General features: G+C 61.0%; 12 protein-coding genes. 11 read left to right on the forward strand and 1 reads right to left on the reverse strand.

The features are described 5' to 3' along the window. Positions 1-125 precede the first annotated feature (125 nt). The 11 genes from BUS06_RS11095 (at position 126) to BUS06_RS11145 (ending at position 11,922) form a co-directional block, all read left to right on the forward strand. Positions 126-1,331, forward strand: a complete 1,206-nt coding sequence (locus BUS06_RS11095) for a porin (RefSeq protein ID WP_074264309.1) — start codon at positions 126-128, stop codon at positions 1,329-1,331. A 107-nt stretch (positions 1,332-1,438) separates the two neighbouring features. Beyond that, on the forward strand, positions 1,439-2,287 hold the full coding sequence (locus BUS06_RS11100; protein WP_074264310.1) for a fumarylacetoacetate hydrolase family protein: 849 nt from the start codon (positions 1,439-1,441) through the stop codon (positions 2,285-2,287). Positions 2,288-2,357: 70 nt separating this feature from the next. Next, positions 2,358-3,278: a LysR family transcriptional regulator gene (locus BUS06_RS11105; RefSeq protein WP_074266031.1), complete on the forward strand. Its 921-nt coding sequence runs from the start codon at positions 2,358-2,360 to the stop codon at positions 3,276-3,278. Positions 3,279-3,349: 71 nt separating this feature from the next. Then, entirely contained in the window at positions 3,350-3,814 is a 465-nt protein-coding gene (locus BUS06_RS11110) for a GlcG/HbpS family heme-binding protein (RefSeq protein WP_167379383.1), read from the forward strand. 89 nt (positions 3,815-3,903) lie between these two features. Beyond that, entirely contained in the window at positions 3,904-5,034 is a 1,131-nt protein-coding gene (locus tag BUS06_RS11115; protein ID WP_083611394.1) for an amidohydrolase family protein, read from the forward strand. Positions 5,035-5,318: 284 nt separating this feature from the next. Continuing rightward, a complete protein-coding gene (locus tag BUS06_RS11120; RefSeq protein ID WP_074264312.1) occupies positions 5,319-6,962 on the forward strand; it encodes a fatty acid--CoA ligase in 1,644 nt (547 codons plus the stop codon). A 30-nt stretch (positions 6,963-6,992) separates the two neighbouring features. Further along, on the forward strand, positions 6,993-7,457 hold the full coding sequence (locus tag BUS06_RS11125) for a MaoC family dehydratase (protein ID WP_074264313.1): 465 nt from the start codon (positions 6,993-6,995) through the stop codon (positions 7,455-7,457). A 47-nt stretch (positions 7,458-7,504) separates the two neighbouring features. Continuing rightward, positions 7,505-9,232, forward strand: coding sequence for an alpha/beta fold hydrolase (locus BUS06_RS11130; RefSeq protein ID WP_074264314.1), 1,728 nt, complete (start codon positions 7,505-7,507; stop codon positions 9,230-9,232). 59 nt (positions 9,233-9,291) lie between these two features. Then, a complete protein-coding gene (locus tag BUS06_RS11135) occupies positions 9,292-9,714 on the forward strand; it encodes a phasin family protein (protein WP_074264315.1) in 423 nt (140 codons plus the stop codon). Between the two features lie 79 nt (positions 9,715-9,793). Beyond that, positions 9,794-10,636 carry a poly(3-hydroxyalkanoate) depolymerase gene (phaZ, locus tag BUS06_RS11140; protein WP_074264316.1) on the forward strand — a complete coding sequence of 281 codons (843 nt, stop codon included), beginning with the start codon at positions 9,794-9,796 and terminating at the stop codon, positions 10,634-10,636. A gap of 83 nt (positions 10,637-10,719) precedes the next feature. Next, positions 10,720-11,922 carry a DUF445 domain-containing protein gene (locus BUS06_RS11145; RefSeq protein WP_143787494.1) on the forward strand — a complete coding sequence of 401 codons (1,203 nt, stop codon included), beginning with the start codon at positions 10,720-10,722 and terminating at the stop codon, positions 11,920-11,922. A gap of 32 nt (positions 11,923-11,954) precedes the next feature. Here BUS06_RS11145 and BUS06_RS11150 read toward each other — a convergent pair whose 3' ends face one another. Then, the gene (locus tag BUS06_RS11150) at positions 11,955-14,708 is read right to left on the reverse strand and encodes a winged helix-turn-helix domain-containing protein (RefSeq protein ID WP_074264318.1); all 2,754 of its coding nucleotides are present in this window, start codon (positions 14,706-14,708) and stop codon (positions 11,955-11,957) included. Between the last annotated feature and the right edge of the window lie 352 nt (positions 14,709-15,060).

Consider the following 15,060-nt stretch of genomic DNA (forward strand, 5'->3'; position numbering starts at 1 on the left):
TTGCCAGATTGCCGGGATAAGAAGTAGATATATAAATAAGTATAACTAATTAGATAGAAGAAATCAGGAGTGAGACTTTCAGAGTAATTAGGTCATCTTATTACTATCGAAAAACGGAGACGGAAATGAGAAAGATTGTCTGGATGGCGGCAGGTGCGTCGATATTGGCTAATGTTGCACACGCTCAGAGCTCAGTAACGTTGTATGGCATTGTGGATAACGGCATTGGATATCAGAGCAGTGCAACTACGCTCGGTTCCACGAGTGGCGGCCGCTCTCTCGTCAAGATGACGACGGGCGTCTTTGCGGCAGATCGGCTTGGCTTTAAAGGCGTCGAGGATCTCGGCGGAGGAACGCAGGCCATCTTTACGTTGGAACAGGGTTTCAGTGCCGCGACCGGTGCGGAGTCGACCTCGGGGTTAGGGTTCAGCCGGCTCGCCTATGTTGGGTTGACGAATCAGACATACGGCACGTTCACGGCGGGACGCGAATACTCGGCCTATTACACCCTACTGCAGCCATTTAGTCCGGAGCCGCGGCTGACCGGTTACTACGCCGCACACCCGGGCGATATTGATGGGACGGACACCGACTTTCACGAGAACAACGCACTCGTCTACACGTCGCCGAATTTCTACGGTTTGACCGTTAGCGGCGAATACGCCCTCGGTGGTGTCGCGGGAAGTTTCAACGCCGGCTCGTCGTGGAGCGCTGGTGTGCAGTACATCAACGGTCCGATCGGCGCCGCAGCCGCGATCTGGCGTGTCAACAACTCGACGTCGGGCGGCGGGGCATTTGGTGCGTCGTCGGTCACCTCGAATAACGGCGCCCAGATCGGCATATCGGCCATCAACGTCGGATACCAGACGGCGCAAGCGCAGCAGCGCTTCGCGGTGGCGGGCGCCTACACGTTCAGTCCGGCATGGGATTTGTCCCTGATGTATTCGAATACCCAGTACATCCCGGGCATACGCTCTTCATTTACCGACACGGCCATTTTCAACACGGTCGGTGCAGTGTTGCATTACAAAGTGACCCCTGCGTTCGATCTCGCAGCGGGTTACGCCTATACGCGCGCGACCAGTGCAAACCGGATTTCGTCAGCCGCGCAATATAACCAGATCAATTTCGGTCAGGTCTACAGCCTTTCGAAAGCCACGGCCCTCTATGCCATGGAAGGCTTTCAGCGGGCAAATGGTCAGACACTCGGCATCAACGGCGGCGGAGACATCGTCAATGCCGTGGCATCGGCTGGCGACGGCGGTAACGCACAGCCTGCGTCGTCACGCAGCCAGGTTGTCGGTGGCATCGGTCTGATGCACAGATTCTAAGGAGACCTTCCCGCTGCATTGACAGTCGGTTCGACGACGCGTGTCGATCGGGCGGCAGCATGCAACGGTGCGGTCGCGGACGCAACAGATTTTTCCAGGAGATGGGCATGAAGCTCGTGAGTTTTCGACATGCAGGCAAAGAGTCGTTTGGCGTTGTAGTAAATGAAGGTGTCGTCGATCTGGCGCCTTACGCTTTGGAAGTCGGTTCAACGCTGAAACAGGCGCTCGCGCTTGATAGCCTCGCCGCCATCCAGACAATCACCCGGTATGCGAAAGCGACTCACGCATGGGCTGATGTGGAATTCCTCCCGGTGGTGCCCGATCCGGGAAAGATCCTCTGTATCGGCATCAACTACCTGGAACACCTGAAGGAAACGGGGCGCGAAACGCCGGAAAAGCCGACGATTTTCACCCGTTTCGCCGATTCGCAAACGGCGCACAACGCGGCCATCGTGCGTCCGCGCGCATCTGAAAAGCTCGATTTCGAAGGCGAACTTGCCGTCGTGATCGGCCGTAACGCGCGCCACGTGAAAGCCGCGGATGCCTTGGATTACGTGGCAGGCTATTCCTGCTACAACGACGGCAGCGTGCGCGATTGGCAACGACACACGAGCCAGTTGATACCTGGGAAGAATTTCCCGCGCACAGGCAGCTTCGGACCGTGGCTCGTCACGACTGACGAAGTGGGCGATCCCTCTCTGCTTTCCTTGACGACGCGTCTGAATGGCGAGGTCGTGCAACACGCCACCACAGACGATCTGATCTTCGGTATTCCCGCCTTGATCGAGTACATCAGCACGTTCACCGAGTTAAGGCCGGGTGACGTGATCATCACCGGGACCACGGGTGGTGTGGGAGCGTATCGTCAGCCGCCGCTTTGGATGAAACCGGGCGATGCGGTGGAGGTCGAGATATCGAAGATCGGTATCCTGAAGAATTCGATCGTCGACGAATAAGCATGACTCGATGCAGGTGGTGACCGGGTGTCGTGCGCGTGCACCGCCGGCGACGTGAAGGAGAATGTTCGTGTTCGATCTGAATCAATTGCGCTGTTTCGTGACGGTTGCGGAAGAACTGCACTTCGGTCGGGCGGCTGCCCGGCTGCACATGACGCAACCGCCCTTGAGCAGACAGATCCAGCTGTTCGAGCACAGCATAGGGACGTCACTCTTTAACCGGACAAACCGCATGGTGCGGCTGACGCCTGCGGGACGCAGTCTGTTGCCGGAGGCGCACGCCATTTTGCGTCTTGCCGAGAGGGCGCGCCTGTCGGCACTGAGGACTGGGCAGGGTGAGGCAGGGCGGATCGTGATTGGCTTCACGGCAGCCGCCGGCTACGAATATCTGCCGGAGATGCTGGGGCAGTTGCGGCGAACGCTGCCAGGCGTCGACCTGGAGTTGCGCGAAATGGTTAGCCGCTCGCAGGTGGAGGCTCTGGAAAACGGCCAGCTGGACGTCGGCCTGCTGCGTCGGCTGCCGCCTGATTGCGACGATCTGGATAGCGTATGTGTGGCGCGCGAATCGCTGGTCGCCGCGCTTCCGCTCGAGGACCCGCTAGCGCGGCGCAAGACGCTGCATCTGCGGGACTTCAATGGCCGGGCGATGGTGATGTATTCGCCCGACGAAGCGCAGTACTTTCATGAACTGGTTCGGCATGTATTCGCCCGCGTCGGCGCGACGCCGAAATACGGTCAGCAGGTGAGCCAGGTCCACTCGATGCTGGCCGTGGTTCGCTCGGGCCTGGGTGCGGCGCTCGTGCCGGAGACCGCCAGCAGGCTGTGCTACGAAGGCATTGTATTTCGCGAGATCGACGGTATTGATCCCGTGAAACTCGTGGAACTGCACCTCGCGTGGAAGATCGGCAACGACAATCCGGCGCTGGCGAAGGCGTTGCCGCTACTCCAGAACATTGGCAACCGGCGCCAGCCGCTGGCTCTGACGCAATGAGGAGTGCGAGGCTCCGGAAAGAAAAGAGCCGATTTTCCTGTTCGAAGCTTCTATCGGTGAACGGAGACAACATGCGTAATCGGACAATGTCTTTCCTGCTTCTGCTGGCGCTCGCGCATGGCGCGCAGGCCCAGGTCGCAGACAGGAAGGTGCTCACGCTAGCCGGCGCGCAAGGCATAGTCGAAGCCGCGTTGGCAGCGGCGAAAGGTAACCAGTTGCGCCAGTCGATTGCGGTAGTGGACGACGGCGGTAACCTGCTGGCTTTCGTACGCATGGACGACGCGCAACTGGCAGGTGTGCAGATGGCGCTCGGCAAGGCTCGCACAGCGCTGATGTTTCAGGGCCCCAGCAAGGGCTTTGCGGATCGGATAGCCGCAGGACAACTCAATGTGCTGGCACTGCCGGACATGCTGCCCGCCGATGGTGGTCAGCCACTCGTTTATGACGGGAAGATCGTGGGGGCCGTGGGTGTCAGCGGTGCGTCGCCGGCGCAGGACGGCCAGACAGCCTTGAAAGCGGCCGCTTCGCTGCAATAGCGAATCAGGCGGTCGACCGCAACGATGTTGCATGGAACAGGAGCAATCGCCAAAGCGATAGATAGCTCCTGCCGACAACGGAGACACATATGCTGAAAAAATGGAGCCGGCTCGATCTACGCCCGGCCGCGCCACCTTGCGGCTGCGGACTCTCGCATCCGCATACCCACACACAGCATCACGCACTGCCCGCGCACGGCGCTGGGCGCCGCGGTTTTCTCGGCGCCGCCGCTGCGCTTGGGATGGGGCTCGCGATCGGTGGCGATGTGTGGGCGCAGCAGACCAGGCCAGCGGCGCGGATCGTGGACGTGCATCATCACTACACATCGCCCGCACTGCTTGCGATGATGCTCGGACGCCGCACCAATCAGGTCTTCAATCAGTCGTGGACGGTTCAGAAGTCGCTTGACGCGATGGACGCGGGCGGCATTGCGACCGCTGTGGTATCGACCAGCGATCCGGGTATCTTCTTCGGCGACTATGATCAGGCGAAGGCCCTCGCTCGCGATTGCAACGAGTTTCAGGCCCGCATGGTCGCCGATTACAAGGGGCGTTTCGGCATGTTCACGACGTTGCCGCTGCCCGACATCGACAGCACGCTTGCCGAGATCGCGTATGGCCTCGACACGCTGAAGGCGCAAGGCGTCGGCATGATGACGAGCTACGGTACGAAGTATCTCGGCGACCCGGCATTTGCGCCGGTGATGGAAGAGCTCGAGCGCCGCAGGGCCACGGTCTTCGTTCATCCGCTGCAGCCGGCATGCTGCACGAATGTCGTGCCTAAAGTGCCTGACATCGTGGTCGAATACGGTACCGAGACCTCGCGCACCATCGCCAGTCTGCTGATGAATCACACTACGATTCGCTATCCTAACATCCGCTTTATATTTTCTCATGGCGGTGGCGATGTGCCGTTTCTAACTTTCCGTTTCGCTCGCATGGTGTCGGGAGATCCGGATCTGATGAAGGCCGAACCGGGCGGTGGCATAGCGCTGATCCAGAAGCTGTACTTCGACACCGCACAGGCCTGGAACCAGTATTCGCTGCCGTCGCTGACGGCGCTGATGCCGCCCGAAAGGATCCTGTTCGGCTCGGATTTCCCCGCCGCATCGCCGCTGGACACCGCCAATGGGCTGCGAGCTTCCGGGATGAGTGCCGCAGCGCTCGCGAAGATCGAATGGCAGAACGCGCACGCGATTTTGCCGAATCTCGTCGTATAAGCGGACGGAAAAGAGCGGTGGCGCGTCGGCGGCCATAGCGCGCCGCGTTCCGCTGCTTTCCCGCCAACCCGCGCCAACCCCCGCCCAGCAAGGGCCACGGCCTCCCCGAGGCCCGCATCTACCGCCTGTCTCCCCCACCTGGTTCGCCGGCACTCCCCCATTCAGGGGGTACATCCCGTGTCCCGGCACTTGCATGATTCTCCCAACGCATTAGCACAGCAGGCCAAAAAAACAAATAGATCAATAGTCGCCTGCAATCCATTTGGGGACTCAAGGAGAGACACATGCAGGACGAAATCAAGACGCCAGACTCCACGGCCTACGCGTATCCGTTGCTGATTAAACAGCTTTTACTCACACCATTTGTTCAGTCGCAGGACGAGGAGATCGTCTACCGGGATCAGTTCCGGATGACCTATTCAACGTTGCGCGAGCGCATCGCCCGGCTGGCCAACGGTCTGAGCGAGCTTGGCGTGCAGCACGGCAGCACCGTCGGCGTAATGGATTGGGATAGTCACCGCTACCTCGAATGCTATTTCGCTGTCCCGATGATGGGCGCGGTTTTGCAGACCGTGAACGTGCGTCTGTCTCCAGCGGAGATTGCCTACACGATCAATCACGCCGGTGCTGACGTCCTGCTGGTTCACACGGATTTTCTGCCTGTCGTCGAATCGATCAAGGACCAGCTGGAAACAGTGCGCACCTTTATCTGGATCGATGAGCCGGGCAGCGAAGCGTCTGCCCACAGCATTTCCTTTTCAGCTGAATACGAGGCGATGCTGGCGGCGCATAGCACGAGCTACACGTTCCCGGACTTCGACGAAAACACACGCGCAACGACGTTTTACACCACAGGTACGACCGGTCTTCCCAAGGGCGTCTACTTTACCCATCGGCAACTGGTTCTGCACACCCTCACGCTGATGGCGGCACTGGCGAGCCCTGTCTCGGGGCAGCGCTTCCATCGTGGCGACGTGTACATGCCGCTTACCCCGATGTTTCACGTCCACGCATGGGGCATGCCGTACATCGCCACAGTGCTGGGGGTAAAGCAGGTTTATCCCGGCCGCTATTTGCCGGACCGGCTCGCGCGACTCGTGCGTGAAGAGAACGTCACGTTCTCGCATTGCGTCGGCACGATCTTGCACATGCTGCTCTCGTGCGAGGAGGGCAAGGCGACGGACATGAGCCGGTGGAAGATCATCATCGGCGGTGGCGCTTTGCCGCAAGGCCTTGCCAAGGCGGCGCTGGATCGCGGAATTGACGTGTTCGTTGGATACGGGATGTCTGAAACGTGCCCGGTGCTCAGTCTGGCGCAACTTCCTCCCGGCGCCGAAAACCTCGACGAGGACGAGCAACTGCGCCTGCGCTGCAAGACCGGCCGGCCAGTGCCGCTCGTCGACCTGCGCGTCGTCGACGAGAACATGGACGAACTCGCGCACGACGGTGTAGCCACTGGCGAGATCGTTGCGCGGGCACCGTGGCTCACGCAGGGCTATCTGAACAATCCGGAGGCTTCGGCGCAGCTTTGGGCTGGCGGCTATCTGCATACCCAGGATATTGCCAATGTCGATTCGACCGGCAACGTACAGATCACCGACCGTCTCAAGGACGTGATCAAGTCGGGCGGCGAGTGGGTGTCGTCGCTGGAGATAGAAAACCTGATCTCGCGATATGACGGTGTGTCGGAAGTGGCGGTGATCGGCATCAAGGACGACAAGTGGGGCGAGCGGCCAGTAGCTCTGGTCGTGCTCAAGGAAGGCGCAGCCGTCACGGAAGACGACATCAAGCAGCACGTCCTGTCGTTTAGCACATCCGGAAAGATATCGAAATATGCGGTGCCTCAGGTCGTGAAGTTTGTCGATGCGCTGGCAAAGACGAGCGTCGGCAAGACCAACAAGAAGTGGCTGCGCGAGCAGTTCGCCTGATAGGCAAGCAAATTTCAAGGAGTGCAAAAGATGAGTCTGGAAAATTACAGCGTTGCCAATATCAACGAGTTCGTGGGCCTCGAGTTAGGCGTGTCGAACTGGGTGGTCGTCGATCAGGCGCGTATCAACGCGTTCGCCGAGTGTACGGGCGACAGGCAGTGGATCCACGTAGACGAGGAACGTGCGAAGCGCGAGAGCCCGTTCGGCGGCACGATCGCACACGGCTATCTGACCTTGTCGTTGCTTGGGGGCTTCGCGATCGAAATCGGTGTCGTTCCGAAGGACGCTTCCGCGGGCCTTAACTACGGTCTCGACAAGGTGCGTTTCATGACCCCAGTGAAGGCCGGTGCGCGTGTGCGCAGTCGCGTGACGCTCGTGTCGGCGGAGAGCAAGGGCGGCGGCCGCATCCTCATCAAGACAATGAACGAACTGCAGATCGACGGCGAAGACAAGCCGGCCCTGATTGCAGAAACCCTCGCGATGCTGATCGCGTGACCCACGACGTTCGGCGAGGCGCAAGCGCTTCCTGAAGGAGCAGCAAAATGGCGAAAACCACTGAAAGCCCGCAGAAAAACGCGAAGCAAAGCCCGCAAAACGAGACGGCCGATGAACTCGCGGCGTCAGCTGCGGAGGGCATGCTGGGTCCCAATCCCTTTGTCGGTTTGCGGGCGTGCGATATCGTCGCCACCGCGCAGAAAATCGGCACTCAGGCGTTGCGGCAACCCGCGTTGGTCATGGAGCAGGAGGCGGCTTTCGCCCGCGAGGTTTTGAAGCTTTTCTCGGGTGGCGGCGACGCTACACCGCCGAAGGGCGACAAACGCTTTACCGACGCCGCGTGGCAGAACAACTTTATGTATCGTGCGACGTTGCAAGGCTACCTCGCGTGGCGCGATGCGCTTGCGGGTTTCGTCGAGCGCTCGGCGCTGGATCCTGCCAACAAGGAGCGTGCGAAGTTTGTGATGTCGCTCTTCACGGACGCGGCATCGCCGACGAATACGTTGCTGGGCAATCCCGCGGCGCTCAAAAAGGTTGTCGATACGGGTGGCGCCAGCCTGATGGATGGCTGCAACAACCTCATGATGGACCTGCTCAAGAATCACGGCATGCCCGCGCAGGTCAACAAGACGGCTTTCGGCGTGGGCAAGAACCTCGCTACGTCCACGGGCGCGGTGGTTTTTCGTAACGAGGTGCTGGAGTTGATCCAGTACGCGCCAACGACACAGCAGGTCTATGGCCGGCCGCAACTGATCGTCCCGCCTCAGATCAACAAGTTCTATATCTTCGATCTCTCCGAGGGCAAGAGCATTGTCGACTATCTGGTCAAAAACGAGCTTCAGGTGTTCGTCGTCAGCTGGCGCAATCCGACCGCGGCTCAAAGCCACTGGGATCTGGACACGTATGTCACCGCACTCGTGGAAGCCATTGCGGCGGTGCGTGAGATCACCGGCTGCGACGATGTCAACCTGCACGGCGCCTGCTCGGGTGCGATGGCCATTTCGGCCTTGCTCGGAAATCTCGCGAGCCGGGACGACAAGACGGTCAACGCCGCGACGCTGATGGTGGCCGTGCTCGATAACAGCGCCGATTCGCAGCTTGGCCTGTTCGCCACTCCTGAGGCCATTGCGGCGGCCAAGCAGCACAGCACCTCGCGTGGGGTGCTGGCAGGCGAGGAAATGGGACGTGTGTTCGCCTGGATGCGGCCCAACGATCTGGTGTGGAACTACTGGGTCAACAACTACCTGCTGGGCAACGCACCGCCAGCTTTCGACATCCTTTACTGGAACAACGATGCGACCCGGCTGCCGGCGAAGATGCATGGGCAATTGCTCGACATTTTCACGCAGAACCTTTTCAGCAAGCCGGGCGCGCTGACGGTGCTGGGCACGCCGATCGACCTGTCCCAGGTCACCTGCGACAAGTACGTGGTGGCAGGCATGACGGATCACATTACGCCGTGGAAGGGCGTGTACAACACCGCGAAGACGTTTGGTGGCAACACCCGCTTCATCCTGAGTTCGAGCGGCCATATCCAGAGCCTGATCAACCCGCCCGGCAATCCGAAGTCGAAGTACTACCTCAACCCCGAGTTACCCGCGAACGCCGATGCCTGGCTCGCCGGCGCAAAGCCAGAAGCGGACACCTGGTGGGGCAACTGGAGAGACTGGCTGGTCGCCCGGTCCGGTGAAAGACGGGCAGCGCCAGCAGCCCTTGGCAGCGAACGGCATCCGGCGGGTGTGAAAGCCCCTGGAACCTATGTTTTGGAACCCTAAACGGCGTCATCGCCGGATAGTGAAATCCATTTTTTTGTAACTACCTTAACGGAGTCATCATGACAGCAACCCATCCTAACAATCTTTTTGGCGAATATACGAAGCTCATCACGCAGTTCAAGCTGCCGGGCGTCGACGTCGCCGCCATCCTCGAATCGCGCCGTAAGGACATCGAAGCGCTTGCCGAGGCGAATATGACGGCGCTCGCCGGTGTTCAGCAGCTCGGTCAAAAGCAGGTCGATATCGCGCGTTCGACGATTAACGAACTGCAATCGCTCGTGACCCGCCTGAGGACGCCAGGCAGCGAATCCGCAACGGCCACGGGAGAGGGCGTTCAAAAGGCGCTGCAAAAGGCCTTCGTGGACATGCAGGAACTCGCGGATGCGGCATACCGCGCGCAAACCGATAGTATCGCTGTCGTCACGAAGCGCTTTGCGGAGCATGTGGAGGAACTGAAAGCACTCGTGCAGCCCACGAAGTGATCGAACGGGCTTATGCGAGCCGCCGTCGTAACATAGCCAGGCGTAACCAGGCGAACCGTCTAACCATGGAACCCACCGGATGACCAACCTACAAACAAGCCCGGAGTTTGTCGACGCCATGCAGATCCAGACGATCGACCTGGACGGCCAGTTGCTGCGTGTTGCAGTCCGGCGGGGCAGCGATGCCTCGCCGCCGCTGCTCCTGTTCAACGGCATTGGCGCGAATCTCGAACTCGTTGAGCCGTTCGTTGCGGCGCTGGATGACGTGACCGTCATCGTTTTCGATGTCCCAGGTGTTGGCGGCTCGCCCGCTCCGTTGCTGCCGTACCGGTTCTCGACGCTCGCCGTGCTGGCCGACAAGCTGCTGACGCGGCTCGGGTACACCGATCCTGTCGACGTGCTCGGCGTATCGTGGGGTGGGGCGTTAGCCCAGCAGTTTGCACACCTCTACCCCAAACGCTGCCGCAGGTTGATTCTCGCCGCCACGTCCCCCGGCGTGATCATGGTGCCGGCGCGGCTGTCGGTACTGTCAAAACTGGTCGGGCCACGGCGCTATACCGACCCGTCTTACCTGAAGCAGATCGGTGCGGAGATATACGGTGGCGCATACCGGCACGACGCTGCGCTGCTCGAGGAACACAGCCGTCATATCCAGGCGCCGCGCGGCCGCGGCTACCTCTACCAGTTGCTGGCTGCATCGGGTTGGACCAGCCTGCCCTGGCTGGGCGGGCTTCGGCAAACGACGCTCGTCATGCATGGAAACGACGATCCGATCGTGCCGCTCGCCAACGCCAAGATCCTCGCAGCAAGGATTCGAAACGCGACGCTGCAAGTGATCGATGACGGTCATCTGTTCCTGATCACGCGGGCCAGGGAAGTTGCGCCGGCGATAAAACGATTCCTGCGCCAGGAGGCCAGTTGACCCGTGTGACTGGGAGCGACGGGAATGCCGGGCGTGCAACGGCCCAAGCCACTGCGGACGAGAAGCTCGTTCGGCTGACGCGTATGCGCACGACGGCAACCTGTCTGCTCGCGGCGATGATCGCGCTATTGATCGCCTGCGTGGCCTGGCAGACGGCGCATCCGTGGCTCGCGTGGCCGCGTGCTTTTGCCGAGGCAGGTACGGTCGGTGCGATCGCGGACTGGTATGCGGTCGTCGCGTTGTTCCGGCATCCATGCGGCATCCCGATCCCGCACACCGCCATCATCCCGAAGAACCAGCAGCGCATCGCCGAGAGTCTGGGCAGCTTCATCGAGGAAAACTTTTTGACGCCCGAAGTCATCGTCGGGCGGCTCAGTGGTTTCAACGCGGCGCAGGCGCTGGCCGGGTGGCTGGCAGTACGCGAAAACAGCGCGACGATCGCGGATATAGTGGCAGGCTCTCTTCCGCGATTGCTCGATGGTATGGACGAAGCCGACATCGAACACTTCTTCGATCGAATCGTGATCCCGCAATTGCGTACGCTCGACGTATCGCGGCTGGCGGCCGAGGTCCTGGATATCCTCACCGAAGGCAACCGCCATCAGCCGTTGCTGGACCGCGGATTGAGCGTTGTGGAGAGCTGGTTGAGTAACAACGTGGGCCTGATCAAGGCGAAGTTCAGCGAGGCCTCGAAATTCACCTTGCCGACGCTGGATGCATACATCGTCAACAAGTTCGTCGAGGGCATCATCGCGCTCATGCATGAGGTCGTGGCGAATCCGGAGCACGAGCTTCGGCGCCGGTTCGACGTGGCGGTGCAAGATCTGGCCGGCGAGATGAGGAGCTCAGCAGCCTATCGCCGCTTTGGCCGGCTGTTGCTGCGCGATTGCATTCGGCATCTTGAAGACGGCGGGTATTACGGTGTCCTGCTCGATCACGTCCGTGCATATGTGCTCGCCGATCTTGGCAGCAAGCATTCTGTCGTACGCGATATGCTTTCCAGCACCTTCGTGTCCATGGGAAAAGGCGGGTTGAGCGAGCCCTCCATTCAGCAAAAGTTGAACGCTTGGTGGCTTGATATTGCCAACCTGCTCGTGCTACGCCACCGCCATCAGTTATCGGCGCTCATCACAGACGTCGTGAAAGGCTGGGACGCGAAGGAGGTGAGTGGGAAGCTCGAGGCCGAAATAGGCCGGGACCTGCAGTTCATTCGAATCAACGGCACTTTCGTGGGCGGCACAGTGGGTGTCCTGATCCACGCATGTGTGTTTCTTTTCGCGCGGTAAGCCCGGCGGTGTCCGATTCGAGCGAGCGCACCCTAGCCCTGTTTGACCAGGCCGAGCGCCTGCGCGCGCGCGACGGCCTGAGCGCGTTTGTCGACGGCCAGTTTGGTAAAGATGCTTTTGACGTGCGACTTGACCGTTTCAGGTGTGATCCCGAGCGTGCGCGCGATTTCCTTGTTCGACTGTCCCTGTGCGATCAACTCGACGATGCCGCGCTCTCGCGAACTGAGGCGCTCGGGCTCGCTGTCCCGCCTGGGCTGGCTATTCGGTTCGTGCTGGGCTCGCCACCTGTCGAGCAGTCGGTCTAGCCATGTCACGACTTCCGGTGCCCTGGCCGCGGTACGTACGCTGTCGCGCGCGAGCTTCAACAGTGGGCCGATCTCCGGCCCTTGATCGATGATGGACTGGCAAAGCCCAGCAGGCGCTGCGACTGTCGCAACGTCATGAAATATCTCTAACGCCCGCTCGCGCTCGCCTGCGTTCAGCCACGCGAGCGCGAGGAGAGTCCGCAGCCGCAGCGCAAGGTAAGTGCCGTGGAGCTGCTCGAGACGCTCCAGCGCAACGTTCAATATCCCGATCGCCTCCGCGTTTTGCTGGCGCCGAATCGCGAGGCACGCCGCGCCGAGGTCACGGTAGTTCAGGATCTCCAGCGACACCGGAGCGGACGATGCGGCGTCAGCGCTAGCCAACTGACGCAACTGCGTTACGCACGCGCCCGCTTCGGCGAGCCTGCCTTCTGCCAGATTGAGCCGGGTTCTTTCGGAGAGTGCAGCAGCCACCAGCCGGTCCCAGTGACGTGCCTGCCCCAGCGCCTGGCCGGCGTCGAGCAGCGACTGCGCGTGCGCAAAATTGGAACGCGCCACGGCGATCCGGATGAGGATGCGGTAGCTGATCAGCACGCTGTCGAGAAACACGGCAAGGTCGATGACCGGCATGTGTTCGACGAGCAGCGCTTCGGCTTCGTCGAGCCGCCCCTGCTCATACAGCAATTGCGCGACCATGGGGGCGCATAGTGCTACGGCTATCGACTGCGGACCCGAATGATGCTCGGCGAGCTCCATGGCTTCGTTGAAACGGCGCGCCGCGAGTGGCAGGCGCAGTTGCTGCATCTCCACATGGCCGAGCAGGCAGAGCCGATAGACGGTGGAAAATACACTGCGCTGGTCTTCTTCGACCGAATCGGGAATCCATGGAGTGGCGTGAAGGGCCTCGAAATCGCCCGCTTTCCAGTGCGCGAAGCGCGCTACGTTCGAGACCGCATTGGTGGTCCAAGAATCGCGCGAGGGCCGCTCCAGATATTGTTGCGCGAGCGTGAGCGCTGTTCGCGGGTCGTCCTGCAATGCTGCCAGCGCCGAGCGAAGGGCGACGCACTCCCAGCGGACATAGTCTTCGTCGGCGCCTCTGCCGGCGGCATCGCGTTCAATCGAATCCAGCATCGTCACCGCATCGTCGAAGCGCAGGGCGAGTACTGTGCCCCAGGCGATGGCCAGCGTGACCGTGGTCTGTGCGCGCATCAGGTCGGCTGGGAACTGACGCTGCCAGCCGACCAGCGTGAGGAGATCGCCTCCTTTGAGGAGGGACTTGGCGCAGTGTTCCATAAGGCGAATCGCATCGTCGGTTGCACCGGCCGCGATGGCATGCCTGACTGCGTCGGTCCACTGGTGCTGCCCTGCATACCATTGACATGCGCGGCGATGCAGCTCGGCGATTTCCCCCCGGTACAGAGCCTCCAGCCGGCGTTGAAGATATTCGGCCATGAGCGGGTGATAGCGGAACCAGTGTCCTTCCAGGTCCAGCGGTTCCAGCAACAACTGGCGCGCAACAATGGCATCCAGCATGGCCTGGCCCGGCTTGACGCCGGTGATTGCCTCACACAGTGGCGCGCTCAAACGATCGAGTATCGCCGTACGCAGCATGAACTCGAACATCCCGGCAGGTAAGGATTGCAGAATATCTTCGAGGTAGTCTGCCAGCGGCCTCGATGCACCGGTCGGAGCACTTGCCTGCCAACCCCGGGGGCGATCGTCCCGGGCCAGCGCCGAAGCGGAGATGCGCAGCGCCGCTGCCCAGCCTTCGGTGGTCGCGAATAGCGACTTCACGTCCGCGACGATGAGCTTGCCGGGGCATTCGCGTTCAACGAAGCGGCGCGTCTCGTCGAAGTTGAATCGCAAGGTCGATGCGTCGATTTCCAGCAGGTCGTTTCGTGCCCGCAGCCTTGCGGTGGGAAATGGCGGATCGGTGCGTGTGCAAAGCACCACGTGGACTTGCGAGGGCATATTGGCGATGAAGAGCGCCATCGCTTCGTGAATCGGCGCCTCGCTGATCAGATGGTAGTCGTCGATGAAAAGGTAGACCTCGTCGTCGACGTCAATGAGCTCGTTGATCAACGTTGACGCAAGCGAATTCGCCGGCACAAACGAGGCGTCGGCGGTCAGGCCGATCACGGAGGTGCCGACGTTGCCACACGCTTGCCGCAAAGCGTGCGCGAGGTGATTGAAGTAGCGGGCGGGCTCGTCATCGTCGGCATCGAGCGCTAGCCAGGCGACCCGCGCGCTGCTCGTTGCGAGGGCGTTGAGCCAGGTGAGCGCGAGCGAGGTCTTGCCGAATCCAGCGGGGGCCTTGATCACCGTCAGGCGCTTCGTTTCGGTCTGCGCAGCAAAAGAGGCGAGGCGCGGACGATCGATCAGGCCGGCGGGCAGGCGAGGAGGAAAAACCTTCGTTGCAAGGACGAGAGGTGGCCTGTGCGTGGGCAGCGTTTTTATCGCTTTTGTCGCTTCTGTCACGTGCATCAACTGCTCCGGGCATTCGGGTTGACCCTGGCGGCTATCCCCCATCCACGTGGTTGTGCTCCCCTTTATGGGGGATTTTGCACGGCGCTGCGCTCAGACACTATGGATTCCAGCGAGCAGACGCGCAGTTCCACAACTGGACGACGGTGCGGCAGGCCGGCCGGTCACGGGTGATAGCCCCTCGGCGGGCTTCGCGTGAACCGGTGTTTTGCTCACGAAATGATACGCCCAACCGCCCTAAGGGAGGAGACATGTATACCGCATCCCGTCGCATTGCGGCGCACAAAACCGGGCCGGCGGCGCGTATCCCAGACGAACAGAACGGAACCTTGCGCGGCCGCTTCGTATGGCC

The organism is Paraburkholderia phenazinium (genome assembly GCF_900141745.1).
Lineage (GTDB): Bacteria > Pseudomonadota > Gammaproteobacteria > Burkholderiales > Burkholderiaceae > Paraburkholderia > Paraburkholderia phenazinium_B.

What these genes read in the sequence shown, in the direction of transcription:
- BUS06_RS11100 (WP_074264310.1), top strand. Translation starts at nt 1,439, where the DNA reads ATGAAGCTCGTGAGTTTTCGACATGCAGGCAAAGAGTCGTTTGGCGTT.
- BUS06_RS11130 (WP_074264314.1), top strand. Translation starts at nt 7,505, where the DNA reads ATGGCGAAAACCACTGAAAGCCCGCAGAAAAACGCGAAGCAAAGCCCG.
- BUS06_RS11110 (WP_167379383.1), top strand. Translation starts at nt 3,350, where the DNA reads ATGCGTAATCGGACAATGTCTTTCCTGCTTCTGCTGGCGCTCGCGCAT.
- BUS06_RS11135 (WP_074264315.1), top strand. Translation starts at nt 9,292, where the DNA reads ATGACAGCAACCCATCCTAACAATCTTTTTGGCGAATATACGAAGCTC.
- BUS06_RS11145 (WP_143787494.1), top strand. Translation starts at nt 10,720, where the DNA reads ATGCGCACGACGGCAACCTGTCTGCTCGCGGCGATGATCGCGCTATTG.
- BUS06_RS11150 (WP_074264318.1), bottom strand. Translation starts at nt 14,708, where the DNA reads ATGCACGTGACAGAAGCGACAAAAGCGATAAAAACGCTGCCCACGCAC.
- BUS06_RS11115 (WP_083611394.1), top strand. Translation starts at nt 3,904, where the DNA reads ATGCTGAAAAAATGGAGCCGGCTCGATCTACGCCCGGCCGCGCCACCT.
- BUS06_RS11125 (WP_074264313.1), top strand. Translation starts at nt 6,993, where the DNA reads ATGAGTCTGGAAAATTACAGCGTTGCCAATATCAACGAGTTCGTGGGC.
- BUS06_RS11095 (WP_074264309.1), top strand. Translation starts at nt 126, where the DNA reads ATGAGAAAGATTGTCTGGATGGCGGCAGGTGCGTCGATATTGGCTAAT.
- BUS06_RS11120 (WP_074264312.1), top strand. Translation starts at nt 5,319, where the DNA reads ATGCAGGACGAAATCAAGACGCCAGACTCCACGGCCTACGCGTATCCG.
- phaZ (WP_074264316.1), top strand. Translation starts at nt 9,794, where the DNA reads ATGACCAACCTACAAACAAGCCCGGAGTTTGTCGACGCCATGCAGATC.